Source organism: Halostella salina (genome assembly GCF_003675855.1).
Lineage (GTDB): Archaea > Halobacteriota > Halobacteria > Halobacteriales > Natronoarchaeaceae > Halostella > Halostella salina.
This window is the reverse complement of record NZ_RCIH01000001.1, coordinates 111613-135023: the sequence shown is the minus strand read 5'-3', so window position 1 is coordinate 135023 and position 23411 is coordinate 111613. Positions and strand designations below refer to the sequence as shown.

25 protein-coding genes are annotated in these 23411 nt (G+C 69.4%); 10 read left to right on the top strand and 15 right to left on the bottom strand.

The features are described from left to right. Positions 1 to 296: 296 nt before the first annotated feature. Positions 297 to 1610 carry a serine hydrolase domain-containing protein gene (locus D8896_RS00745; RefSeq protein WP_162991382.1) on the bottom strand — a complete coding sequence of 438 codons (1314 nt, stop codon included), beginning with the start codon at positions 1608 to 1610 and terminating at the stop codon, positions 297 to 299. Between the two features lie 133 nt (positions 1611 to 1743). Then, entirely contained in the window at positions 1744 to 2331 is a 588-nt protein-coding gene (hisB, locus tag D8896_RS00740) for an imidazoleglycerol-phosphate dehydratase HisB (protein WP_121820161.1), read from the bottom strand. Positions 2332 to 2561: 230 nt separating this feature from the next. Here hisB and D8896_RS00735 point away from each other — a divergent pair, with 230 nt between their 5' ends. Then, complete coding sequence (locus tag D8896_RS00735; protein WP_121820160.1) at positions 2562 to 3149, top strand: transcription initiation factor IIB family protein; 588 nt, start codon at positions 2562 to 2564, stop codon at positions 3147 to 3149. Positions 3150 to 3154: 5 nt separating this feature from the next. Here D8896_RS00735 and hisA read toward each other — a convergent pair whose 3' ends face one another. After that, positions 3155 to 3883: a 1-(5-phosphoribosyl)-5-[(5-phosphoribosylamino)methylideneamino]imidazole-4-carboxamide isomerase gene (hisA, locus tag D8896_RS00730; protein WP_121820159.1), complete on the bottom strand. Its 729-nt coding sequence runs from the start codon at positions 3881 to 3883 to the stop codon at positions 3155 to 3157. Between the two features lie 125 nt (positions 3884 to 4008). Here hisA and D8896_RS00725 point away from each other — a divergent pair, with 125 nt between their 5' ends. Both D8896_RS00725 and fer (D8896_RS00720) read left to right on the top strand, forming a co-directional pair. After that, positions 4009 to 5235: an inorganic phosphate transporter gene (locus D8896_RS00725; protein WP_121820158.1), complete on the top strand. Its 1227-nt coding sequence runs from the start codon at positions 4009 to 4011 to the stop codon at positions 5233 to 5235. Between the two features lie 129 nt (positions 5236 to 5364). After that, positions 5365 to 5754, top strand: coding sequence for a ferredoxin Fer (fer, locus tag D8896_RS00720; protein WP_121820157.1), 390 nt, complete (start codon positions 5365 to 5367; stop codon positions 5752 to 5754). Between the two features lie 439 nt (positions 5755 to 6193). Here fer (D8896_RS00720) and D8896_RS00715 read toward each other — a convergent pair whose 3' ends face one another. From D8896_RS00715 to D8896_RS00705, 3 genes are all read right to left on the bottom strand, one after another. Next, on the bottom strand, positions 6194 to 7633 hold the full coding sequence (locus D8896_RS00715; protein ID WP_240451982.1) for a PAS domain S-box protein: 1440 nt from the start codon (positions 7631 to 7633) through the stop codon (positions 6194 to 6196). A 214-nt stretch (positions 7634 to 7847) separates the two neighbouring features. Further along, positions 7848 to 8195 carry a helix-turn-helix domain-containing protein gene (locus tag D8896_RS20110; RefSeq protein WP_121820155.1) on the bottom strand — a complete coding sequence of 116 codons (348 nt, stop codon included), beginning with the start codon at positions 8193 to 8195 and terminating at the stop codon, positions 7848 to 7850. A 289-nt stretch (positions 8196 to 8484) separates the two neighbouring features. After that, on the bottom strand, positions 8485 to 10164 hold the full coding sequence (locus D8896_RS00705) for a hypothetical protein (protein ID WP_162991380.1): 1680 nt from the start codon (positions 10162 to 10164) through the stop codon (positions 8485 to 8487). Between the two features lie 132 nt (positions 10165 to 10296). On the opposite strand from D8896_RS00705, the gene D8896_RS00700 reads away from it, so the two are divergent. Both D8896_RS00700 and D8896_RS00695 read left to right on the top strand, forming a co-directional pair. Next, positions 10297 to 11319: a prepilin peptidase gene (locus D8896_RS00700; protein ID WP_240451981.1), complete on the top strand. Its 1023-nt coding sequence runs from the start codon at positions 10297 to 10299 to the stop codon at positions 11317 to 11319. A gap of 81 nt (positions 11320 to 11400) precedes the next feature. Continuing rightward, on the top strand, positions 11401 to 11643 hold the full coding sequence (locus tag D8896_RS00695; protein WP_162991379.1) for a HalOD1 output domain-containing protein: 243 nt from the start codon (positions 11401 to 11403) through the stop codon (positions 11641 to 11643). Positions 11644 to 11685: 42 nt separating this feature from the next. Here D8896_RS00695 and D8896_RS00690 read toward each other — a convergent pair whose 3' ends face one another. Then, positions 11686 to 12495, bottom strand: coding sequence for an HVO_0234 family beta-propeller protein (locus tag D8896_RS00690; protein ID WP_121820152.1), 810 nt, complete (start codon positions 12493 to 12495; stop codon positions 11686 to 11688). Positions 12496 to 12610: 115 nt separating this feature from the next. Between D8896_RS00690 and glmM the strand changes: the two genes are divergently transcribed. Continuing rightward, positions 12611 to 13975: a phosphoglucosamine mutase gene (glmM, locus tag D8896_RS00685; protein ID WP_121820151.1), complete on the top strand. Its 1365-nt coding sequence runs from the start codon at positions 12611 to 12613 to the stop codon at positions 13973 to 13975. Positions 13976 to 14008: 33 nt separating this feature from the next. On the opposite strand, the gene D8896_RS00680 is transcribed toward glmM, so the two are convergent. Together D8896_RS00680 and hisI are read right to left on the bottom strand one after the other, a co-directional pair. Further along, positions 14009 to 15121, bottom strand: coding sequence for a DUF7118 family protein (locus tag D8896_RS00680; RefSeq protein WP_121820150.1), 1113 nt, complete (start codon positions 15119 to 15121; stop codon positions 14009 to 14011). Further along, the gene (hisI, locus tag D8896_RS00675; protein ID WP_121820149.1) at positions 15114 to 15488 is read right to left on the bottom strand and encodes a phosphoribosyl-AMP cyclohydrolase; all 375 of its coding nucleotides are present in this window, start codon (positions 15486 to 15488) and stop codon (positions 15114 to 15116) included. Before hisI ends, D8896_RS00680 begins: the two co-directional genes overlap by 8 nt. An 87-nt stretch (positions 15489 to 15575) precedes the next feature. Here hisI and D8896_RS00670 point away from each other — a divergent pair, with 87 nt between their 5' ends. Then, positions 15576 to 15875: a hypothetical protein gene (locus D8896_RS00670; protein ID WP_121820148.1), complete on the top strand. Its 300-nt coding sequence runs from the start codon at positions 15576 to 15578 to the stop codon at positions 15873 to 15875. A gap of 25 nt (positions 15876 to 15900) precedes the next feature. On the opposite strand, the gene D8896_RS00665 is transcribed toward D8896_RS00670, so the two are convergent. Then, positions 15901 to 17286, bottom strand: a complete 1386-nt coding sequence (locus tag D8896_RS00665) for an arylsulfotransferase family protein (RefSeq protein ID WP_121820147.1) — start codon at positions 17284 to 17286, stop codon at positions 15901 to 15903. Positions 17287 to 17371: 85 nt separating this feature from the next. Further along, the gene (locus tag D8896_RS00660; protein ID WP_121820146.1) at positions 17372 to 18151 is read right to left on the bottom strand and encodes a sulfurtransferase; all 780 of its coding nucleotides are present in this window, start codon (positions 18149 to 18151) and stop codon (positions 17372 to 17374) included. Between the two features lie 185 nt (positions 18152 to 18336). Between D8896_RS00660 and D8896_RS00655 the strand changes: the two genes are divergently transcribed. Next, the gene (locus D8896_RS00655) at positions 18337 to 18630 is read left to right on the top strand and encodes a PadR family transcriptional regulator (protein WP_121820145.1); all 294 of its coding nucleotides are present in this window, start codon (positions 18337 to 18339) and stop codon (positions 18628 to 18630) included. A gap of 46 nt (positions 18631 to 18676) precedes the next feature. On the opposite strand, the gene D8896_RS00650 is transcribed toward D8896_RS00655, so the two are convergent. Together D8896_RS00650 and fer (D8896_RS00645) are read right to left on the bottom strand one after the other, a co-directional pair. Continuing rightward, entirely contained in the window at positions 18677 to 19846 is a 1170-nt protein-coding gene (locus D8896_RS00650) for an MFS transporter (RefSeq protein WP_121820144.1), read from the bottom strand. A 98-nt stretch (positions 19847 to 19944) separates the two neighbouring features. Then, complete coding sequence (gene fer, locus D8896_RS00645) at positions 19945 to 20625, bottom strand: ferredoxin Fer (protein WP_121820143.1); 681 nt, start codon at positions 20623 to 20625, stop codon at positions 19945 to 19947. A 206-nt stretch (positions 20626 to 20831) separates the two neighbouring features. Between fer (D8896_RS00645) and D8896_RS00640 the strand changes: the two genes are divergently transcribed. Next, positions 20832 to 21437, top strand: a complete 606-nt coding sequence (locus D8896_RS00640) for a GAP family protein (RefSeq protein ID WP_121820142.1) — start codon at positions 20832 to 20834, stop codon at positions 21435 to 21437. Between the two features lie 33 nt (positions 21438 to 21470). On the opposite strand, the gene D8896_RS00635 is transcribed toward D8896_RS00640, so the two are convergent. After that, entirely contained in the window at positions 21471 to 21905 is a 435-nt protein-coding gene (locus tag D8896_RS00635; protein WP_121820141.1) for a universal stress protein, read from the bottom strand. Between the two features lie 41 nt (positions 21906 to 21946). Then, positions 21947 to 22456, bottom strand: coding sequence for a plastocyanin/azurin family copper-binding protein (locus D8896_RS00630; RefSeq protein ID WP_205596738.1), 510 nt, complete (start codon positions 22454 to 22456; stop codon positions 21947 to 21949). 175 nt (positions 22457 to 22631) lie between these two features. Here D8896_RS00630 and D8896_RS00625 point away from each other — a divergent pair, with 175 nt between their 5' ends. Beyond that, positions 22632 to 23408, top strand: coding sequence for an SDR family oxidoreductase (locus tag D8896_RS00625; protein WP_121820139.1), 777 nt, complete (start codon positions 22632 to 22634; stop codon positions 23406 to 23408). The last annotated feature ends 3 nt before the right edge of the window (positions 23409 to 23411 follow it).

Below are 23411 nucleotides of genomic sequence, written 5' to 3'. Positions count from 1 at the left end.
CGGCGGGGCGGTCGTACGTCGAGCTTACCGTTGTGAGCGTGGGATTCATCGTACCTTACCGTAGCGGCGTGCGGGGCTTACGCGGAACGGCTACGATCGTAGCCACGGCCGGGCACGGCGGGGCTAGAAATGTACGTGTGGGAGGCGACAGCGAACGGCATTTCGCGGCCGAGTCGGTTGGTTTCACCGGAGGTTCCGGGCGGCCGGGATGACTGATCTCGGGCAGGGACGACCGAGCGCCGAAGAAAGACGGGATTACGCGCCGTAACCTCGGCGTACCGCGGGCAGGCGGGCGGTCAGGGCCACGCGTCCACGTCGTCGAGCGCGCTCCCGACGACCTCGGCGATCGAACCGTACCCCCGGCCGCGCCGGTTGAGCAGGACCGCCACGGCGACGCCGTCCTCGCGCTCGTGGAGCATCGTGAACGTGCCCGGGAGGGAGCCAAAGGCCGGCTCGTGGGGGTAGTCCTCGGCCGTCGCGAAGCCGTCGACGGGGTGGTCCCGGAGGAACGTCAGCAGGGTTCGGGTGTCGGTGACGAGTTCGCCGGCTCCGCCGAGCGCCGACAGGTGGAACCCGCCGTCGGCGCAGGGGACGCGCTCGGCCGACTCCAGCGCCATCGCGTTCGGGCACCGGTTGGCGCTCTCGTAGTGTGGCTCGGCGTCGCGGCGCTCGTCGGGGCGCGTCCGGCCCTCGTACAGCGGGCCGGGCGGCGACCCGTCGAACAGTGTCTCGCGGACGTACTCGGGGAACGGCGTCCCCGACTCGGCCTCGACGACGAGACCGAGCAGGGCGTAGCCGAAGTTCGAGTAGACGTGCCGCGACCCGGGGTCGAACTGGAGCGGCTGGCCGAGCATGTAGCGGGCGATATCGCGCGTGTCGGGCGGCCCGGACAGGTCGAGCGCGTCGGCGATGGCGAAATCGTGGAACACGGGGTCGAACGTCGCCTGCGCGTTCCACCCGCCGGCGTGGGTCAGGAGGTGCTCGACGGTCACGTCGCGCAGCCGTTCGTCGCCGAGTTCGCCAGAGGGCGGCTCCAGGTCCAGCACGGAGAGGACCGTCGTGTCGCGCGAGAGGCCGTCGCCGAACAGCGACCGGACCGCCGCCGCGGTCAGCGACTTCGTGAGGCTGGCGATCCGGAACGGTGCGTCCGGCGACAGAGGGGTGGACTGGGCGTCGCCGGCCCAGCCGTACCCGCGTTCGAGGACGGGTTCGCCGTCCTTCGAGACGCCGAGCGCCGCCGCGGTGATCCCGCGGTCCGCGACGAACGAGCGCACCGCCTCGTCGACGCCGTCCAGTTCCGGGGGCACGTCGCCGGTGGTCGGGAGGGCCGAATCGTCGGGGTCGGTCGTCGTGTCGGGCGACTCGGTCGTGGCGTCGGTCGCGGACCGGGACGCAGTGGTCCCCGTCGTCGTGGCGGACGCGTCGGTCGTCGTTCCGTCGCCGCCACTACAGCCCGCCACTGCGGCGGTTCCGGCGGCAGCCAGCGCGCGGAGCAGCCGCCGGCGCGTCGGGGATGCGTCGCCGGAGCCGTCGGTCGCGGGGCGGGCGGCGTTCGTGCGATGCGTCGGGTCGGAGGGGCGGTGTGGTGGCGTCATCGGTGTCAAGGTCACTTGTCGTAAAGCTCCCTTTACAGTAAAGAATGCTTTACACTCCTACTTAAATCTGTCCCCACACCCCAACTCCGTGCCGAGCGCCGGCGCTATCGGCTGGTACACGCGGATCCGCGGAGAAGGAGTGCCCCGGTCAGAGGTCGCCTTTCGTGGAGGCGACGCCGGAGCGACGCTCGTCGATCCGGGTCGCGTCGTCCATCGCTCGGGCGGTCGCCTTGAACAGCGCCTCGATCTCGTGGTGGGCGTTCTCGCCGGTCACCTCCGCGTGGAGCGTCAGGCCGGCGTTCGTCGCCAGCGAGCGCAGGAAGTGCTTCGCCATGTGGCTGGTCAGGCCGCCGACCGACGCCTGCGAGAACTCGCCGGAAAAGCGGAACACGGGACGCCCGCTCACGTCGACGACGACCGATGCGACCGCCTCGTCCAGCGGCACGCGGCGGTCGGCGAACCGCTCGATGCGCGCGCGGTCGCCCAGCGCCTCGTCGAACGCCTCGCCGAGGACGATAGCCACGTCCTCGACGGTGTGGTGGTCGTCTATCTCCAGGTCGCCGTCGCAGCGGACGGTCAGGTCGAACAGGCCGTGCTTGGCGAACGATTCGAGCATGTGGTCGAAGAAGCCGACCCCGGTGTCGACGGTCGACTCCCCGTCGCCGTCGACGTCGAGCGTCACCTCGACCTCGGTTTCGGCCGTCTCGCGGGTCACGGCGGCCGTGCGGTCGCTCATACCGGTCCATGACGCCGGGCGTACAAGGTGGTTGCGTTCGTCCACAGCCACTCCGGATCGTCGGGCGGGCGATCAGCCGCGATGCTGAGAAGGGAAATAATTAAACTTCTCCAGCATAGAAGCAGACATACGATACTCCAAACCGAGCAAGAGTAAACGAGCATGATAGAAACTGACGTCTCCCTTTACGATCCGTGTTCGAAGACTGCACCGGCCGGGGTGGTCGACTGATGGCGACGGCCCCGACGGAGGCGACGGTTCCGGCCGCCGACCGGTCGCGCGACGGCACCACGCTCCGCGGCGAGTACGCCGTCAACCGGCTCGCCAGCGCGCTGTCGCTCCCGACCGAGACTCGCGACGACGCGCACCGGCTCCTCCACGGCGCGTTCGAGGCCGACGCCTGTCCGGACCGGAACCCGGAAACCGTCGGCGCGGCGGCGACCTACGCCGCCGTCAGGCTCGCCGAACTCCCGCGGACGAAGGCGGAGGTCGTCGAGGCGAGCGACCTGCCCCACCACCTCGTGAGCCGCGCCTACGACGAACTCGTGCGCGCGTTCGGGCTCTGCCTCTCCGCGACCGGCCCGGAGCGGTTCGTCGGCCGCGTGGTCGACGCGTGCGACCTGCCGGCGGCGGTCGAGGGGCGCGCCCGCGACCGACTCGCCGCGGTCGACCCACACGACTCGGACGACCCGCTCGGGATCGCCGCCGCGGCGGTCGTCGCCGCGAGCGACGCGACGCCCGCGACCGTGACGGCGGAACTCCCCGTCTCGACGCTCGCCGTGCGCTCGTGGTACGCGCCGCGGTTCGACGGGGAGTAGGCCGACTACTCGACCGCCCGCGCCGCCTCGCGCAGGCTGAACCGGCCCTCGTACAGCGCGCTCCCGACCACGACGGCGGCCGCGCCGGCGTCGCGCAAGGCGCGTACGTCGGAGAGCGTCGCCACGCCGCCGCTGGCGACGACGGGGATCTCGACAGCCTCGGCGATCCGCTCGACGGGGTCGGTGTTGACGCCGTCCAGTTGCCCTTCCACGTCCACATCGGTAAACAGGATCGCGCCGGCACCCAGCTCCTCGTACCGCTCGGCCGCCGCGGCGGGGTCGAGTCCGGTCCCCTCGGTCCAGCCCGAGACGACGACCTCCCCCTCCTTCGCGTCGAGGCTGACCATCACGGAGCCGGGGTGTGTGTCGCTTATCTCGCCGACGATGTCGGGGTTCTCGACGGCCGCGGTGCCGAGGATGACGCGGTCGACGCCGCGGTCCAGCAGCGCCCGGGCGTCGTCGGCGGTCCGGATCCCGCCGCCGAGTTGCACGTCGACGTCGACCGCATCGATGACGCGGCCGATGGCGTCGGCGTTCGCGCGCTCGCCCTCGAACGCGCCGTCCAGGTCCACCAGGTGGAGCGTCGCCGCGCCGTCGTCGACCCAGCGCTCGGCCGACTCGACGGGGTCGCCGTACCGCTTCTCGGTGCCGCGCTCGCCCTGCACGAGCTGGACGACCTCGCCGTCCTGTACGTCGACGGCGGGGACGACTTCGAACTCGGGGAACGGTGTCATGGCATCCTGTCGGCGCGGGAGGGCGGTAAAGCCACCGGGACGCCGCCACGGAGCCGGTCGCGGACCGCAGCTGCCGCTCGCCGGTGTCTGCAAGAGTTATGTTTCCCACTCTCGATACTACGACCGTGTCCGAGATACTTCTCGCGGTCGGGATCGCCGTCGCCGCCTTCGTCGGGTTCAACATCGGGGGGTCCTCCACCGGCGTCGCCTTCGGCCCGGCGGTCGGCAGCGGCGTCGTCTCGAAGCTCGCAGCAGGGGGTCTGATGGCCGTATTCGCGCTGCTCGGCGGGTGGACCGTCGGCCGCAACGTCGTCGAGACGATGGGCGGCCAGATCGTCCCGTCGGGGCTGTTCTCGCTGGAGGTGAGCATCACGGTCCTTTTCTTCATCGGCTTCGCGCTGTTCCTCTCGAACGTCGTCGGGGTCCCGGCGTCGACGTCGATGACCGCGGTGGGGGCGATCGCCGGGCTCGGCGTCGCCACCGGGCAGTTGAACGCCGCCGTGATGCTGGAGATCGTGTCGTGGTGGATCGTCGCCCCGGTGATCGCCTTCTGGGTGAGCGGCGTCATCGGGCGGTACTTCTACCCCGCGCTCGTCCGGCGCTTCGAGGTCACCCAGACCGAGGGCCGCCTGCTCGCGCTCGACCGCTCGGGCGCGATCCCGCGTCCCGGACTGGGACCGAACACGACGCCCCGCGAGTTCGTCGGGACGGCTCTGGTGATCGTGATCGGCTGTTACATGGCGTTCTCCGCCGGGGCGTCGAACGTCGCCAACGCCGTCGCGCCGCTGGTCGGCAACGGCTCGATATCGATGAACGCCGGCATCCTGCTGGCGGCCGGCGCGATCGGCCTCGGCGCGGTGACGATCGCCCGCCGGACGCTCGACACGATGGGCAACGACCTCACCGAACTCCCCCTGCTCGCGGCGCTGGTCGTCGAGGTGGTGAGCGCGACGCTCATCACCGTCCTCTCGGTGCTCGGCATCCCGGCGAGTTTCGTCGTCGTGGCGACGATGAGCATCCTCGGGCTTGGCTGGGGGCGGGCGACACGCACCGCCACCGTGGCCGACACGGTTCGCGGCGAGGGGCCGGAGCGCATCTCCGTCGGCGCGCTCGCCGCGGAGGCCGACGAGGGCGCGGCGACGGTCGGCGACCCGACCCCGGATCCCGATGAGACCGAACCGAGGGACGTGCCGCCGATCGGCGACGAGGAGGCCGACGACATCCCCCGGGCCTCCGACCTGTTCGAACCGGCGACGACGGCGCGGGTGATCGCGCTCCAGAACCTCGTGCCCGCCATCGCGACGATCGCCGCCTTCCTCGTGTTCCAGTTCGTGCCCGGGATCGTCGGGTGACCGACCGACCGCGACAGGTCATCCGCGACGAGTCCGGCGGCGAGACCGACTCCTTCACGATCGTTGTATCGCGTCCGCCGGCGCGAAAACAGCAACTTCTAACAGTCAGGGGGTCGAATCGCCAAGGTGATGCCCACGGTAGAATACCTCAACTACGAAGTGCTAGACGACCAGGGCTGGGACATGGACGACGACGACCTCTTCGAGAAAGCGGCCGACGCGGGCCTCGGCGACGAGGACTACGGCACGCTCGACGTCAACGAGGGCGAGTACATCCTCGAGGCCGCGGAGGCCCAGGGGTACGACTGGCCGTTCTCGTGTCGCGCCGGTGCGTGTGCGAACTGCGCGGCCATCGTCAAGGAGGGCGACATCGACATGGACATGCAGCAGATCCTCTCCGACGAGGAGGTCGAGGAGAAGAACGTTCGCCTGACCTGCATCGGCTCCCCCGACGCCGACGAGGTCAAGATCGTCTACAACGCGAAGCACCTCGACTACCTGCAGAACCGCGTCATATAGGTAATTGCGTAAAACGCTCGTTTAACATTTGGGGGAGCCACAGAGCCACGCAGAAGCCGATTATTCTGATCCTCCCCGCGCAAAAGGCTCTCGGAGTGATGACCGTATTCTGGTAGTTACTCTCAACGGATAGATAGACAGGTGTAAGCTAAGAGAGCAATCGCAAGAATTCGGAGGGGTGCGGTAAGACACGTGTACGAGACCGTCTACAACAACATGCCGCCCCACGGCTCGGGGCGAGTGACGGCACCGAACTCGTCACCGCCGCCGACCAGCGCACCACAGCCGCTGGCCGGCTTGGCCACACCGACGGCACTGGTTCGCCACTATAGCAGACGTTAGAGCGGGCGACATCCGCTGTACCGCGCCCCATCCGAAACTCAGCGAGCGCAACTCCTTCGCCGCGTTGTGACCGAACCCGTCAGCAGCGTACCGTGGCCTACTGGTGTCTTCCATCCGCTCGAAGGTCTGGAATGGTGATCTGGACTATCGTTCCCCGGCTGACGTCAAATGAGAGACGCCCGTTGAGTTTCTGCACACCCCACTTGAGTTGCCAGAGACCCAACCCACGCCCGTGCTGAAGATCCGTTTCAGTCCGCGCGTCGAGTGGACTTAGCTCCTCGGATGGGATCCCAGGGCCGTCGTCAGTAATACTGATTTCGTATCCATCGGGAACCGACTCAACGGTTACTTCGACCGACGATTCGGCGTACTGGATAGCGTTGTCTAGAGCATTCTCCAAGACCACGTCAATCACTTCACCGTCAGTCACGAGTGTGGATCGTTTCGGCAGATCACGTGTGATAGTCACGTGCCGATCCGAGTTTCCAATCGAGTCAAGGATCGTCCCGATACGCTCTGAAAGATTGACCGTCGTTTCGTTGCGCTCTCGGGACATGAACTGGTCAGTCTTACGTGCCCGCTCGGCAATTGCCGCAAGCCTATCGGCTGCGGTGCTAATTCGGGTTGCGTCGTGACCGTCGGTGCGATCTGCTAACTCCGCTGCATGGCTTTTGATCACGTCAACCCGGTTGCGTAGATTATGTCGCAGGATGCGGTTGAACACCTTCAAGCGTTGTTCACGGCGCTTGCGCTCGGAGATATCTCGCACGCTCGCTAAGACGCGTTGCTCGCCTTGGAGTCGAACGACGGAGAGATGCACTTCGACGGGGAATGTCTCGCCGGTTCGACGCTGGTTACGCCACTCGAACAGTTGTGGGCCCTCCGTTCGGGCAGCCTCGATCCTCTCGTAGGCGGCCTCGTAGCTATACTCCTCGGCGGGCGCGGTCACGATTCCGATATCCTTGCCAATTAGTTCCGCTCGTTCATACCCGTTCATTTCGCAGAACCGCTCGTTGACATCGACGATCTCACCGGTCTCAGGGTCGTGGACGACGAGACCGTCGCTGACGTTCTCGAACACCGACCGGTACGCGCGTTCCGCGGCGCTTCTGGAGCCGTTAGCATCCTCGTTCGCCCCCGGTGAGTCACCGTTGGACCCCTGTTCGCTGCTGAGTTGCTCGATGAGTAGTTCATACTGGCTCTCTGCGGCTACCCGTGGGAGGACATCCGTGACACCGGCTTCGATAGCCGCCGGGATCGGCTCTCTTGACGTACTGTCGGTTAACAGCACGACTGGACGGTCAGACCCATTCGTGAGCCGTGCAATCGTCTCTACTGGCGTTTGGAGTGTGTCTCCCACGATGATTGCGTCAGCACTGATCCTCGCTCCCTGCTCGATGACCTCGCGTTCCGAAGAAATTGCCTCAGCAGTGACTGCCTCATGGGCGGCTTCGAGAGAATCAGCAACCGACGTGGCAAAGGACGCCTCGCCATCAGCGACGAGAAACCGTAGTGATTCGCCACGCCCGGGTGACATACCGCCAACATATTCCCCAGGAGCAAAAAATATTTGGCCGTTACCGAGGCCAGTCAGCGGATTTTGCAGGGTATCGGTTTGCGCATCGATTTTCCGTGGCGCGGGATGCCTGATCGAGCGACAAGAAAACGAAACATCTGTTCCGAAGTAATTACAATCCGGTCGCAGATATAAGAAGATGGCGTGGGCGTTTTTATCACACATCAGACCGGCTTCACCAGCGAAGGTAAACTGTCGTCAGATGGTCGCTCCGACAGCCCCATGACAGCACGAACGAGTTTCGCCTCGGCTTTTTGCAGGTGTCCACTCGCCGTGTTAGACGCACAGCCGAGCCGTCCAGCGATATCATCGTGGGTACCTGCCGGGGCTGGTCGTAGTAGCCCAGTTCGAGCGCAGTTTCAAGTGCTTCCCACTGTCGGTCGCTGAGCTTTGACACGGGGTTCACACGGGCACTGCGGAACTGTCCGATCTCGTTGAGTTGCACGTTCAGGCTCGGGCAACCCCTCCAGAACCCCCTGTAACGCCCCCGAATCACCGACAACGTGGCCGCGAATCTTCCCATCCCGATAGACAAGCGGTCGTCGGACCACTAATCCAGCCCGGGCGAGTGCCTCCTCAACGACGCCGAACATCGGGACGAGCTCGTCGCGTATGTCCAGCAGCGCATACGACCTCGGTTCGCCTCCAGCACAGAGCCACACCGACTCGACTATAGGTGTTCCAGTCGTCGCTCCGAGAATCGATTCGCGTCCCCATCAATCGCGTACAGATGTGTGGTCGTGGCCGCCCCGGCTCGATTCCAGTCAATTGCTCGTGCTTCCGTGACGTGTGGCGAGTCAAGCAGAACCGCGTCATCTGAGCCACGACCGAACTCGTTCGTTCGACGGGTAGCCGCGGTTTTCGGGGAGCGTGTACTCGTCGGGCGGGAGGTCCGGAACCGCCGATGACGTCGATTTCTCCCGGGTGATACGGGCGTACCGACGGAGTTCCTCGACGGTCCCGGCATCCGCATCCGCGTAGATCTCCGTGCTCCCCGTCTCCCGGTGGCGCTCGATGATGTTTTCGAGGACGTGCTTCGATGTCAGTTCGTGGACCGCGGTGGCCGCAACGTCGGCTTCGTCCAGCCGGTCGTGTAGCCGTCGCAGCTTCCGGTTGCGCGTTTCGAGGAACTCGTCCTCGATCCCCTCGGCGTCGCCGCCGCCGGGATACCCCCAGTTGTACTCGCTGAACCACAGCGGCTTACCGATGGTCTCGTGGGCGGCGGCGATCTTCTCGTCGAACAGGGCCGCCGCCTCGTCCGCCGGAAGGTCGTAGTGCGCCCGGCCAACCCACCAGTGGAGCGAACACACGTCGATACAGTCGGGCCGGTGGTCCTCGACGAAGTTGTTCCGGCTATCCGGCCAGCCGTGGATACCCGTCGTCAGTAGCTGGTCCCCGGCGAGTTCCTGAACGAAGGGACCGACCTCCTCGATCCACGGCCGGAGCGTCTGCCTGTCGCGCTCCCAGGCCTTGTAGTACTCGACCTCGTTGCCGAGCTCCCACAGCATGATCGTGGGGTCGTTCCGATACTCGACGCCCGTGAACTGGTTTTCGTGGGTCAGCAGTTCCTCGACCCACTGTTTGTACAGGGCGAGACACTGTTCGTCGTGATAGAAGTCGTTTATTTTCTCCGCGGTGTCGGACCGGTGGACGAAGCCGGGGACGTCGGCGGCGAGGTTCTCGGCAGGGTCGGTGCGGTAGCTCGGCGCGCCGCTGATGATGGGGACTGCCAGCCGGACGTTCCGGCGTTTCGCCCGGACGACGACCTCGTCGAACCGGCTGAAAAACTCCGAGTTGTCCTCGCCGGGAAACGGCCCACCGTATTCGATGGGTGCGTTCCCGGCGAGGACGCGAGCAACAGTCGCCCCAACGCGGCTGAGCCCCTCGAACATGTGTGGACGGAGTCGGTCGTGGTGCGGGTGGCCAAAGCCCAGCGTGAACTCCATGCTCGGGTTCGCCCCCGAGAGGTAGAACGTGCCGTCGTCGAGCGTGAGCGACGTGCCGTCGACGCCGACGAACGAGTTCGGGGATCCCTGCACCTGCACGCTCGCCTGCTCCCGGTCGACCCGGCCACCGTTCCGACGGATCGCCCCCTCGAACCGTCGCTCACCGACACGCAGGACCTCCCGTTCGGCCGTGACGCTGGTGGTCTCGCCGGCGGGGATGGTCACCGGTTCGCTCGCGATCGGGGACTCACCGTTGCCGATGACGAGTTCGCCGTCGAACGCGGCGGATCCGTCGTTGGCCGCCGTGAGCGTCACCGTCACGATATCGGTCTGCGACGCCGGGGTCGGCGCGATGGAGATGTCGGCGATTCGCGGGGCCGCGTTCGGCGTGGCCGTTTCGGCGTCGGTGCTGTCGGTGTCGGTGCCGTCCGACGGTGCAGTGGTCCCTGACGCCCCGTCGCCGACGAGGTCCGTACAGCCGGCGAGGGCACCAGCGAGCCCCGCTGCAGCGAGCATCCGCCGGCGAGACAGCCGGTCACTGACCATGGTGAACGGTTCCCTGATGTCACCATTATGTTACTGGACGGCCGCTGTGCACGCCGTGCACATCGAGTCACGGCGGCCGTCCGGCACCCGCCAAGCGCAACGCCTAACAGGGCGGCCCCCACCCGTGCGAACGTGCCCGGGCCACTCGTCGACGCAGACCCGACGGACCTCCTGCGGCTACTCGCCGTCCCGGCCTTCGCGTGGGCGGCGTACCGCGACATCGCGACCAGACGCGTCTCGAACGTCGTCTGGGTCCCGCTGACGGCGTTCGCGCTCGCGCTGCTGGCGTGGGACGCGTGGACGGCCTGGACCGCCGGCGAGTTCGTCTGGCGGCGCTTCCTCGTGCCGACGGCGGTGAGCGTCGGGCTGGTCGTGCCGCTGGCCTACCTGTTCTGGTGGAGCGGCGGCTTCGGCGGCGCGGACGCGAAGGCGCTGCTGACGCTGGCCCTGCTCATCCCCGCGTACCCGACGTACGACCTCCCGTGGGCGACGCTGCCGGTGCAGGGGACGAACGTCGGCGTGTTCTCCTTTACGGTCCTCACGAACACGGTGCTGTTCGGGATGGCCGCGCCGCTGGTGCTGGCCGCGAGAAACGCCGCCGCGGGGCGGCTGTCGACGACCATGTTCGTCGGCCGGCCGGTGCCGGTCGAGGCGGTTCCGCAGACTCACGGCCGCCTGCTCTCCGCACCGGATGGCGGCACCCGCCGCGGCCTGGACCTCGACGCCCTCCGGATGTACCTGCGCTGGCGCGGGGTCGACCTGTCGACCCTCCGGGCAAATCCCGACGCGCTGCGGAACCCGGCGACGCTCCCGGACGACCCGAACCCGCCGACGGACGGCGCGGTGGCGGCGGCCCCGGACGGCGGCGACGGCTCCGTCCCGGAACTGGACGACGCTGACGGGAAGCGCGCCGCCGACGGCGACGGGGAGTACGACGACCCGTGGGGCGCGGCGGCGTTCCTGGCGGACGTCGACGGCGCGTACGGGGCGACGGAGCGGGACCTGCGCGACGGCCTGCAGGTGCTCTCGACCGCGGAGACGGTGTGGGTATCGCCCGGCGTCCCGTTTCTCGTCCCGACGTTCGTCGGGCTCGCGGTCGCGCTGACGTACGGCGACGTGCTGTTCGGGCTGTTCGAACTGCTCGGGGTCGTGTGAGCGGGGGCCGGTTGTAAACGGGATCGGTGTACCGAAACGATTGGCCAGCAGCTTTATCAGCAATTACCATGAACCCGTTTTATGAACTGTTTACAATCCCCGAACGAAACAGCCGACGGCGACGACCTGGTCGTCAGGATCGCCGAACGGGTCGCGGAGGCGGACGGGGTGGACCCGATGGCGTTACCGCCGCTTGCGGAGGTACTCGACGCGGACCTGCTGGAACGACTGCTCGACTCCGCCGACACGTCAGTGTCGGTCGGGTTCGAGTATCACGGGCACACGGTCGTCGTCTGCGGGGAAGGGGAGATACAGCTGAAGTAATCCGGGGTTCTCGGCCGCGACGGAGCCACCGCGGAGCCGCCGCTACGGCACCGCGACGCCGCCGATCTCCGTCAGGCCGAGCGGCTGGGTCCGCCAGCCGTCGCCCGCGTCCGCGAGGAAGGTGCCGTCCGTCGCGATGGCGTAGGTCGCGTCAGGTCCGTAGCCCACGCCGGCGACGGGGTCGTCCGCCGGCACGTCGACGACCGTCCACTCGCCGTCGGCGTGTGCGTACAGGTGGTCCCGGGTCACCGCGTGGGCGCGGCCGAGTTCGCCGGGCGACGCGTCCCGTGCCGCGGCGACCAGCCGGAACTCGCCGTCGACCTGTGACATCCAGCCGGCACCGAGCCGGTAGAGTCCGTCGCCCGTGCCGGCGAGCGGCGTACCCGGGGTCGACACGTCGCGGGCGTCGTCCAGTCCGACGTGGTCGATCCCGCCGTCACGCACACGGTACACGCCGTCCTCGGCGGCGACCAGGTCGCCGTCGACGGCGCGGACGGGGCTGTCGACCGCACCGACCGACTCCCACTCGCCGGCCTCCGTCGTGCGGGCGACCGACCAGTCCGGGCCGACCGCCACGAGCGCGTCGCCGTCGAAGCCGACCGCGACGGCCGGGCCGAAGCCGAGTTGGTCGTACGACTCGCCGTCCTTCACGAGCACGTCGGTCGGCGTCGCGGCGGCCAGTTGCCCGTCGGCGGCCGCGATGTCGAGGGCGGTGCAGGCGTGGTCGATGCCGTACTCCCCGACGCGGTCGTCGGAGACGGAGACGGCGGCGACGCCCTGCCCGCTGGCGACGTACGCCGTCGTCTCGCCCGCCCGGTCCCCGTACACCCGCTTCTCGTCGATGCTGACCATGCCGGGGGCGTCGGGGGCCACCACGGAAAGCGTTCCGCCCTCGTCCCGGGCGCGGGGCGGCGCGTCCGCCCTCGCTTCGGAACCACTTTGAGGGACGCATCCGGAAGCGTAGATAATGGAAGTGTTCGGGTCGAGCGGAACGCGGGGGGTCGTCAACGAGACGGTGACACCCGAGTTCCTCCTGCGGGTGGCGACGGCGGCGGGAACGGTCTGGCGGGCCGACAGGGTCGCGGTGGGACGGGACACGCGGAAGACGGGCCGGATGCTCGCCGACGCCGCCGCGAGCGGTCTGGCGAGCGTCGGCGCGGACGTCGACCGGCTCGGCGTCGTCCCGACGCCGGGGCTGCAGGCCTACGCCGAGAGCGAGGGCGTGCCGGCGCTGATGATCACCGCGTCGCACAACCCGCCGGAGTTCAACGGGATGAAGCTGTTCGGGGCCGACGGCGTCGAGCTGTCGGTCGGCGAACTGGAGCGCGTCGAGGAGACGCTGCTGGCCGAGCGCACCGAGACGGTGCCGTGGCACGCGACCGGCGACGCCCGCCGGGTCGAGGGCGCGCGCCGGCGCTACACGGAGGCGCTCCACGCCGCCGTCGACGGCGAGCGGATCGCCGACGCCGACCTCACCGTGGCCGTCGACCCGGGCCACGGGGCCGGCGCGCTCACGAACCCCGAGTTCTTCCGGGAGCTGGGCTGTCGCGTCGTCACCGTCAACGCCCAGCCGGACGGCCACTTCCCGGGACGCGACCCCGAGCCGATCCCCGAGAACCTCGGGGACCTCGGCCGGCTGGTCGCCGCGACGGACGCCGACCTGGGCGTCGCCCACGACGGCGACGCCGACCGCGCCATCTTCTACGACGAACGCGGCGAGTACATCGAGGGCGACGCCACCTTCGCCGCGCTGGCCGCCGCCGAACTGGAGGCCGGCGACACGACCGTCTCCGCGGTCAACGTCTCCCAGCGCCTCGTCGACGTGGTCGAGGCCGCCGGCGCGTCGCTCGAACTCACCCCCATCGGCAGCACGAACATCATCTCCCGGATCCGCGAGCTTCGCGCCGAGGGCGCGTCGGTCCCGGTCGCCGGCGAGGGCAACGGCGGCGTCTTCTTCCCGAACTACCGGCTCGCCCGCGACGGCGCGTACATCGCCGCCCGGTTCCTCGAACTGATCGCCGACCGCCCCGCCAGCGAGGTCGTCGCGCCGTACGACGACTACTACAACGTCCGCCGGAACATCGAGTACGACGGCGACGCCGAGCGCCGGGCGATGCTGTCGGCCGCCGAGGCCCGCGCCGCCGACGCCGACGCCGAACTCAACGCCACCGACGGCTACCGGCTGGACTACGGCGACGCCTGGGTGCTCGCCCGACCCAGCGGCACCGAGCCGCTCGTCCGCATCTACGCGGAGGCCCGCGACCAGCGCCGCGCGGCGAAGCTCGCCGACGGGATGGCCGAGCGGCTGGAGGACGCGAAAACCGGGGTCTGAACGGGGGGAGGGATCGCCACAGGCCGCCGTTTCTCACCGGTCCGGGTACTCGGTCAGCGCCTCGTCCAGCGCGTCGCGCTCGGCCCGCAGTTCGTCGAGTTCGGCCGCCACGTCGCCCTCCGCGAGGCGCTCGCGCTCGTCGGGACCGAGTTGGTCCCTGGCGACCGCGGCGGTCCGCAGGCGCTCGTAGTCGTCCTCGCGGGTCAGCGCCCGCACCTCGCGGAGCTTCGCGACCACGGCCTCGGGCGCAAAGCGGGAGACGAGCGAGATCAGCTCCCGCGAGCGCCACCAGAGGTCGTCGGCCTCGGGCGGCGGCCACCCGACGGTAAAGGGCTCGGCGTCGAACCGTTCGAGGTACGTCTCCCGGGTCGCCACCCGCCGTTTCAGCTCGGCCGCGTCGTCGACGTAGTGGTCGAGCTTCGACCGCGAGTAGTCAGCGTAGTCGAGCAGCGTCGGCACCGGTTCCTCGCCGGCGGGCGACTCGCGGACGTAGGCGAGCAGGTCCTCGGGCGGCGCGTCCAGGTCGACCAGGGGGTAGCGCTCGGCGGCGACGGCCAGTTCGAGCACCTCGCGGGCGCTCTCCTCGCTCCGGAACTCGCGGAACGCCTCGCGGACGGCGTCGTCGTACGCCTCGACCGGCTCCCGCAGGCGCTCGACGGGGGCGTCGAGGTCGGCGTCGCCGAGTTCGACCAGCCGTTCGAGTTCCTCGATCCGCTCCTCGACGGTCCGCTTCCGGCGGGCGGCGGCCTTGCGCGCCTCGCGGTATTCGGCGACGGCGCGGTCGCGCTCGTCGAGCAGGCGCGCCGTCTCGGCCGCGGGGGCGAGCGCCTCGCGGGCGGCGGCGAAGTCGTCCTCGCTCAGGCGGCGCTGGTCGAGGATCTCCAGCGCCGACTCGAAGGCGTCGCGGTTCGGCAGGTCGTCGGGCAGCCCCTCGACGAGTTCGGCGACGGCGTCCTGGAACTCGACGTACGCCTTGAAATCGCCGGTGCCGGTGGCGCTGTCCTCGTAGCGCTCCAGCAGGTCGGTCAGCTCGCCGTGGGCGTCGGCGACCGTCTCGACGGCGTCGGTGCCGACCTCCACGACGGCCGCCTCGGCCTCGTGGACCGCCTCGTCGGCCTCCGCCAGTTCGGCCGCGCGGTCACTCATACGCTTCGTCCGGGTCGAACACCCGTTCGCCGACGACCTCGCCGTCGGCCGTCCGGTGGAAACACGACTCGTAGCCGGTGTGGCAGGCACCGCCCTCCTGGTCGACGACGTAGAGCAGGCTGTCGCCGTCGCAGTCGACGCGCACCTCCTCGACCGTCTGGACGTTGCCGCTGGTCGCACCCTTCTCCCAGAGTTCGTCCCGGCTCCGCGAGTAGTAGTGTGCCCGCCCCGTCTCGCGGGTGCGTTCGAACGCCTCCCGGGAGACGTAGGCGAGCATCAGCACCTCGCCGGAGTCGGCGTCCTGCGCGACGGCGGGGATCAGGCCGTCGTCGCCGAAGTCGAGATCCACCGCGGTGGCCTCGGTCATGCCCGAGGGAACGCTCGTGTCGCAGGTAGGTCTTTCCCTCGGGGCGCCCCCGGGAGCGTTTTGTGCGTCGGGGACACAGGCCGTCGCATGGACGAGGCGACCGAGGACGGCGGGGCGGCGGCCGACGCGACCGTGGACCCGGACGGAGCCGACGGTGACGGAGGGGACGCCGGCCTCCTCGCGGAGTTGCGCGCGAACCCGCGGCTCGCGGCGGTCGAACTGGGGAGCCTCGCGGTGGCGGTCGTCCTCCCCGTCGCCACGCTGTGGGCGCTCGTCGCCGGACCGCGGCCGGACACGGACGTTCTCGCGGCCGTCGTGATCGTCGGGGCGGCGTTCGCGTCGCTGTGGACGCTGGTCTACCCAGTGTACGACGCGCTGTCGGGGTAGTGCCGAACGCGCGGCGGCCCGCGGATCACTCCTCCTCCCGGTACACCGGCGACCGCAGACCGACGTTCCGCGACCGGAGGAACCACCAGCCCTCCAGCCCGCCCCAGGAGACGGCGGCGACCGTCCCGACCACCGCGGGACCGATCTCCGCCGGACCGAGCCACGTCGGGCTGACGTAGATGACGGCGTTGACGACCCGCGGCGGGGTCACGTCCCGGAGGAAGCGCACCACCGGACCGAACCCGCGGAAGTCGTACCCCTGTCCGCCGGCGCTCTCACGCGTCTGCGATTCGAGACCGAGCGCCGCGGCGCTCTCACCGCCCGCGCTCTCGGGTCCCGTCCCCAGGCGCTCGGCGTCGTAGGGATGTGAGAGTTCGACCCCCCAGACCACCTCGCCCTCGGGGTTCACCTCGACGAGGCGGCCGCCGTTCGTGTCGGTGATGAGGGTGTTCCCGTTCGGCAGGCGGTCGGCGTCCCGTGGCCACTGCAGCCGGGCGTCCGACCACTCCCAGGTCCGGGTCCAGCCGTCGCCCTCGCGCTGGTACTCCACGACGCGCCCGTTCTCCGAGTCGGCGACGACGACCGCCGGGCCGCCGCGCTCCTCGGGGATGTAGTCGGGGTTGTGCTGCTCGTACAGCCGGGAGTGGTTCCCCTCGCTCCCGAGCGTCCACGACTCGTTCAGGCCCGCATCGGGCTCGATGAACACGACCTGGTCCTGGTTGCGCAGGCTCACCATCACCCGGCCGTCGTCGAGCAGGCTCACGTCGTTCAGGTGGGTCCAGTCGCCGGGGTAGTGGCCGCCCTCGTCGACGGGGAACTCGCTCTGGGCGTTCCAGGCCCAGTCGACGACGCCGCTCGCGGTGTCGAGCATGAACACCCGGTCGTCGGCCATGTCGGCGACGAGAACGTGCGTCTCGTTGACCCGGACGTGGTCGTGCCACTCGCCCGCGATCTCCCGGTAGTCGAAGCGGCTGACGACCTCCGTCACCTCGCCGGTGGAGATGTTCACCCGCTCGATGACGTTGCGGGTACAGGGCGGGTCGCGACACCGCTCGCTCTCGGTGACCAGCGTGTCGACGGCGGTGTACTCGACGGTCATCGACCGCCCCTCGACGGGGTCGACGTCGAAGTACTTCGTGTGGCTGTTGTTGTAGTAGGCGACGCTCCCGTTGGGGGCGTACGCGATGATCGTGCCGTACCGGGCCGACTCGGTGACGACCGTGTGGTTCTCCGTCGGCGGGGCCTCGGGGACCGCTTCGGCGTTGGCCGTCGTCGACCCCGTGACGGCGGCGAAGCCGATGACGCCGCCACACAGCGCGACGACCGCGGCGAAGGCGACGCGAAGTCGGTGACGGGTGACCTGCCGGCGGACGGCACCGAGCGCGTCGAGGAGGGTACTCCGCGCTGTCATCCCTCTGTCCCAACGACGGGCGGCGACAAATATGGTTGTTTTCCTCGTCCGCACAAACACGACGGAGGATGACCGCGTCGGCCGGCTACGACCCGGATTCGACGGGGCCGCCAACGTCGGTCCACTCCGTGAGGCTCCCCTCGTAGAACGCCACGTCCTCGTAGCCCAGATGACGCAGGACGACGTACGTGTGGCTGATCCGCCGGGCGGTGTTGCAGTACAGCACGACGCGCCGGTCCGGCGTGATGCCGTACGAGTCGAGAACGGTCTCCAGTTCCTCGCGGGGTTTCAGCCCGCGCGTCTCGTCGTCGACGAGCTCCTTCCAGTCCAGATTGACCGCGCCGGGGATGTGGCCCTCCTCGTACTCCCAGTCGTCGCGGGTGTCGACGAGGACGGCGTCGGCGTCCATCGCTTCCCGGACCGCCTCGTGGTCGACGAGGATCGAGTCCGCCGGCGGGTCCGCGACGTAGTCGGTCGGCTCGACCGCGGGCGCGTCGGTCGTCGTCGCGTGTTCCAGGTTCCACGCGCTGTAGTCGCCGTCCAGCAGTCGCACGTCGTCGTGGCCGTACACCTGCGCGGTGACCAGAAAGCGCGCGGCGAACACGCCGTGGGTGTCGTCGTAGGCGACGACGGTGTCGGCCGGGGCGATGCCGGCCTCGCTCATGAGGTCGGCGAACGCGTCCGCGCCGGGGAGCATGCCCGCCGTCTCCTCGCTCTCGCTCCGGAACCGGTCGAACGGGACGTTGACCGCTCCCGGGATGTGGCCGATCCCGTCGTACTCCCAGGCGTCGCGGACGTCCACGATCCGGACCTCGTCGCGGTGGGCCGCGAGCCACTCGCGCGAGACGACGATGTCGTCGGTCATACGAGGCGGTCGGGCCGCCGCGGGTTTATGCGTACTGAAGGTGACAACGCGGGCACGGCGGTTCGAGTCGGCAACCGATCGCGGAACGCCGTGGACCCCGCGAGCCGGGGCGTCGCCCCCGTTGCGGGTCGTTCGCACCCTGATGTTTAAGTGCAAACATGTTACTATCGATATATTGGGACACAATGTTTGACCTGACCGGGTTCCAGCGCGACCTGCTGTACGCCGTCGCCGGGCAAGAGGCACCACACGGGCTCGCGATCAAGGAGGTGCTGGACGACTACTACGAGGCGGAGATCCACCACGGGCGGCTCTACCCGAACCTCGACACGCTCGTCGAGAAGGGGCTCGTCGAGAAAAGCGAGAAGGACCGCCGGACGAACGAGTACCGCCTCACGAGCCGCGGCCGTCGCGAGATCGCCGACCGCCGGGAGTGGGAGGCGCAGTTCGTCGACGAGGAGACGCTGGAGGCCGCCTGAGACGGACCGTTTGTCCGTCCGAGCGCCCGGCAGTCGCACCGCCGCGCTACGCGTCGATCCCGAGCGCACGATTGCCGACGAGTAGAACCACGACCAGCCCGAGCAGCGTCGCGACGAGGCCGTACGCCGCCAGCCAGCCCGCCTCCTCGGCCAGCGTCCCCGTCACGCCGCTGCCGAGCGAACTGACGAGCAACACGACCGTCCGGACGAGTCCGAACCCGGTCCCGCGCTCGTCGGGCGCGAGGTGGTCCATGAACCGGGAGTTGACGACGCCGGGCCAGCTGAGCCCGAGGGCGACGAGGACGCTTCCCGCGACGAGCGCGACCGGCCCACCGACGAACAGGAACAGCGCGTACCCGGCGACGCCGGAGGCAAGCGAGGCGGCGATGGCGGCGTCGCGGCCGGTCGCGTCCGAGGCCCAGCCGAGCCCGGGCGCGGTGACGACGGTGATCGCGAACACGACGCCGAAGATGAGGCTCGCCTCGCCCGTCGTGAGTCCGGCGTACTCCTCCAGAAACGTCGGGAAGAAGGAGGCGAAGGACTGCCAGGTGAAGAAGCCCACCATGGCGACGACGGTCGTGAAGAGGATGCTCGGCCGGGAGAGCAGGTCGAGCAGCCGCCGGGCATCGACCTGGTCGGACAGGGTCACGTCGGGCGCGGAGGCCGGCGTCTCGGGCACCAACCACGCGAACAGGACGAGGACGACGAGGGCGATCGCCGCGGGGACGAGCGGGCCGGCCCACCAGTCCAGCCGTGCGGCGACGTACGCGCTGGCGACGGGGGCGACCAGCCCCGCCCCCGACGCGCCGATCTCGTGGACGCCGAGCGCGCGGCCCGTGTTCTCGAACTGGGACGTGAGAAACGACGTACCGGCGGTGAAGTACAGCCCCGCCGACGCGCCGAGGACGACCGCGAAGGCGGCGAACAGCGGGAACGTCGGCGCTGCCGCGAGGACGACACACGCGCCGCCGGTCGCCGCCATCGCCAGCAGGACGACACGGCGCTCGCCGAGGCGGTCCGCGAGGACGCCGCCGGGGAACTGGAACAGCGCGTAGGCGGCCCACATCCCCGACAGCGCCACCCCGACGACGCTTTTCGACACGTCGAAGGCGAGCATGATGTCGGGGACGAGCGGCGAGAGCGACAGCCGGGCGACCATCGTCACGAAGAAGGCCGCCGTCGTCACGCCCAGCAGTTCCCAGCCGCGTCGGTCCATTACCTGACCGGTCTCGGCTCCGACGTTTCGGGGTTCGGCTTGCGGCAACCCGCGACGGCTTCCGGCGACCCGGCTGCCAGCCGCCGCGACGGCCGGGATCAGTCGCTGCCGGCCGCGCCGTCGAACGAGCGCGGCGGGAGCAGGAGGTCGTCCAGGTCGGGGAGGTGTTTCACGTTGTACACGACCTGTAGCTCGTCGGTGACGGGCTGGCCGACACAGGAGAGCCGGATCCCCTGGTCCATCAGCTCCTCGGGGAGGATGTGGTCGACCGGCATCTCCAGTTCGCCCTCGGTGACCGCGACGGCGCAGTTGGCGCAGGCCCCGCCGCGACAGGAGTACGGCCAGGTGAACCCGCAGTCCTCGGCACCCTGCAGGAGCGACCCGGGCGTGTCGTGGAGGAAGCGCCCGCAGTCGGCCGACGACGTGAGGCCCTCGTCGGACGCCTTCTCGAACAGGTCGTCGTCGTCCAGCGACCAACCGTAGTCGTCGAGCACCTCGTAGTTCAGATACTCGACGCGGGTCTTCTCGCGCCCGTCCGGACTGTCGGCGTCAGCGTCGGCGGCGTCGGGGTCAGGGTCGGGGTCGCTCCCGGCGTGGGTGCGTCCGGGGAGTCCGCGCTCGGACTTGATCGCCTCGTAGGCCGCCTGCACGCGGCGGAACTCGCGAGTGGACCCGTTCTGGTCCGGATGAGTCTCCAGCACCCGGCGACGGTACGCTCGCTCGATCTCCTCCTCGTCTGCGGTCGGGTCGACCCGGAGGACCGCGAACGGGGAATCCATGGACGCCGCTAGGGGAATCGAAAGCATATATGTTCTGCCGGGCGTCGGCCGCCCGGCACGGACCGGATACGCATCGGGTGACGGGGCCGACGACTGTGAGCCGTGCCAGCCGCCGGGGCCGCCCGCGTTTATGCGCGTGGCCGTGGAACAGCGGCCGTGCCGCCGACACGCTCGGGGCGTCGGAGCCGGACCGGGGAGGGAGAGGGATGAGCGAGCTACGGGTGCTCCCGCTGGCCGTCGTGATGGTCGCCGGCCCGCAACTGCTCAGCGCCGTCTTCCTCGCGACGAGCGACCGCTGGCGGGCGAACTCGGCCGCGTACGTCCTCGGAGCCGCGGTGTCGATCACCGCCGTCGTGGCGCTCGGCTATGCGTTCGGCGACGGTGCCGCCCGCGAGGGCCTCTCCGGCGGGACGCTCGACATCGTGATCCTCGTGGTCCTTCTGGTCGCGATGGCCAACGTGTACCGGAACCGGGCGAAGGCCGAACCGCCCGCGTGGATGGGGAAGCTGACGGGCGCGAGCCCGCGGTTCTCGTTCAGGCTGGGGTTTCTCCTGCTCGGGGTTTTCCCGACGGACATCCTCACCGCCGTCGCCGTCGGCTCCTTCCTCTCGGCCCGCGGCGCGCCGTTGACCGACGCCGTCCCGTTCGTCCTCGCCACACTCCTGCTGCTCGCGCTGCCGTCGCTCGTCCTGCTCGCGTTCGGGGAGCGCGGCGCGGCGTTCATGCCGCGGGCCAGGGGCTGGATGGAGGCGAACTCGTGGGTCGTCAACGAGGCCGTCCTCCTGTTTTTCGTCGCGCTCCTGCTGACCTGACCCGGCCGACCCTCCCCGTGAGCGTCGTCACCGTCAGCGGACGACCATCACGGGCACCGGCGCGCGGCGCACGACCGTCTCCGAGACGCTCCCCAGAAGGACCCTGGCCGGGATCGACCGGCCGTGGCTCCCGATCACGACCAGGTCCACGTCGTGGTCCTCGGCGTACTGGACGATCTGTCGGGCGTCGTCGCCGACTGCGGTGTCCGTCGCGACCGTGGTGTCGTACTCCGCCGCGATCGCTTCGGCCTCGTCGAACAGGTCCGCCGCGTGCTCCCGGGCCTCGGCGAGCCAGTCCTCGAACGTGTTCGGCGAGTCGCCCCAGCCGCCGGGACCGAGGTCGCTCGTGTGCCAGTCGATGACGTGGAGGACGGTGATCGCCGCGTCGGGATGCAGCGAGAGCGCCCGCCGGAGCGCCTTCTTCGACAGGTCGGAGTAGTCCATCGGAACGAGGACGTTCGTCGGCATGGACGGCGTACGACGCGCACCGACATACCCGTCGGGGTGGGTTACTCGCCGTAGTCGCCCCCGTACTTGCTGAAGAAGTACACGAAGAACGTGACGAACAGCAACGCCCCGAAGCTCAGGATGGCGACCGTCAGCGCAGGGTCCGGAAGGAGATCCCCAACCGGGCCCTCCCCGGCGGGCGCGCCGCCCTCGCGGACCTCGATGGTCCCCTCCATCCCGAGCGACTGGTGAGGCGAACAGTAGAACGCGTACTCGCCCGCCGTCTCGAACGTGTGCTCGAACTCGAACCCCGCGTTCTCTATCGGTTCGTGCCCCTCCCAGCCCGCACCCTCCGGCTGGGAATCGACGACGACGTTGTGGTTGTCGGTGATCCACACGAACCGGACGGTAGTCCCCGGCGCGACGACCAGCGGGTCGTCCGTGCCCGGTTCAAACGCGAAGTCCACCAGTTCGACCGTCACGGCTTCCTGTGCCGACCCCCTTCGGCTCCCCACGGCCGTCGCTCCCGCCGCGGCCCCCACGGACGCCGCGAGCACGCGGCGTCGGCTCACGACCGGCCCCCCGGCCGTGTCCGTTTCTGCTCGTCGACCGCGCCGCTTGCTGATCCCCATCTGCTTCCCCCGCTCGAACGTCGAGGAACAGCGTCAAGTAGATTCGCGTCGGGAGCTCTCGGGCGGTTCGAAAGGTACCCCCGAGAAAGATGTGTCTCGGCGTGGGCCGTGCGGTATGCCATCGCTACTTGACGGCCGGACGGCAGTCGTGACCGGGGCAGCGAGCGGTATCGGACGGGCGATCGCACGGCGGTTCGCCGGGGAGGGCGCGGCGGTCGTCGTCGCCGACCTGCGCGAGGAGCCACGGGAGGGCGGCGACCCGACACACGAGGTCGTCCGCGAGGAGTCGGACGCCGAGGCGACGTTCGTCTCCTGTGACGTGACCGACCACGACGACCTGACCGCCGCCATGGACGCCGCGGAGGAGTACGGCGGCGTGGACGTGCTGATCAACAACGCCGGGATCGTCGGCCCGCAGGCCCCGATCGGTGACGTGGAGCCCGACGAGTACCGACAGCTGATGCGTGTCAACCAGGACGGCGTCTTCTTCGCGTCGCAACTCGCCGCCGAACGGATGGCCGGCAACGGCGGCGGGAGCATCGTCAACGTCTCCAGCGTCGCCGGAATACGCGGGTACGGCGGGCTGACGCCGTACTGCACGGCCAAGGGCGGGATCCGGCTGTTCACGTACGCGCTCGCGGCCGAACTCGGCCCGCAAGGGGTCCGCGTCAACGCCGTCCACCCGGGCGTGATCGAGACGGCGATGACGACGGAGGACTCGCCGATCGTCGGCACCGAGGAGGGTGAGGCGACCCGGGAGGCGATCCCCCTTCAGCGGTTCGGCCAGCCCGGCGACGTGGCGGACGCCGTCCTGTTCCTGGCCAGCGACATGGCGAGTTTCGTCACCGCCGAGTCGCTGGTCGTCGACGGCGGCGCGACACACACCGCGTAGCCG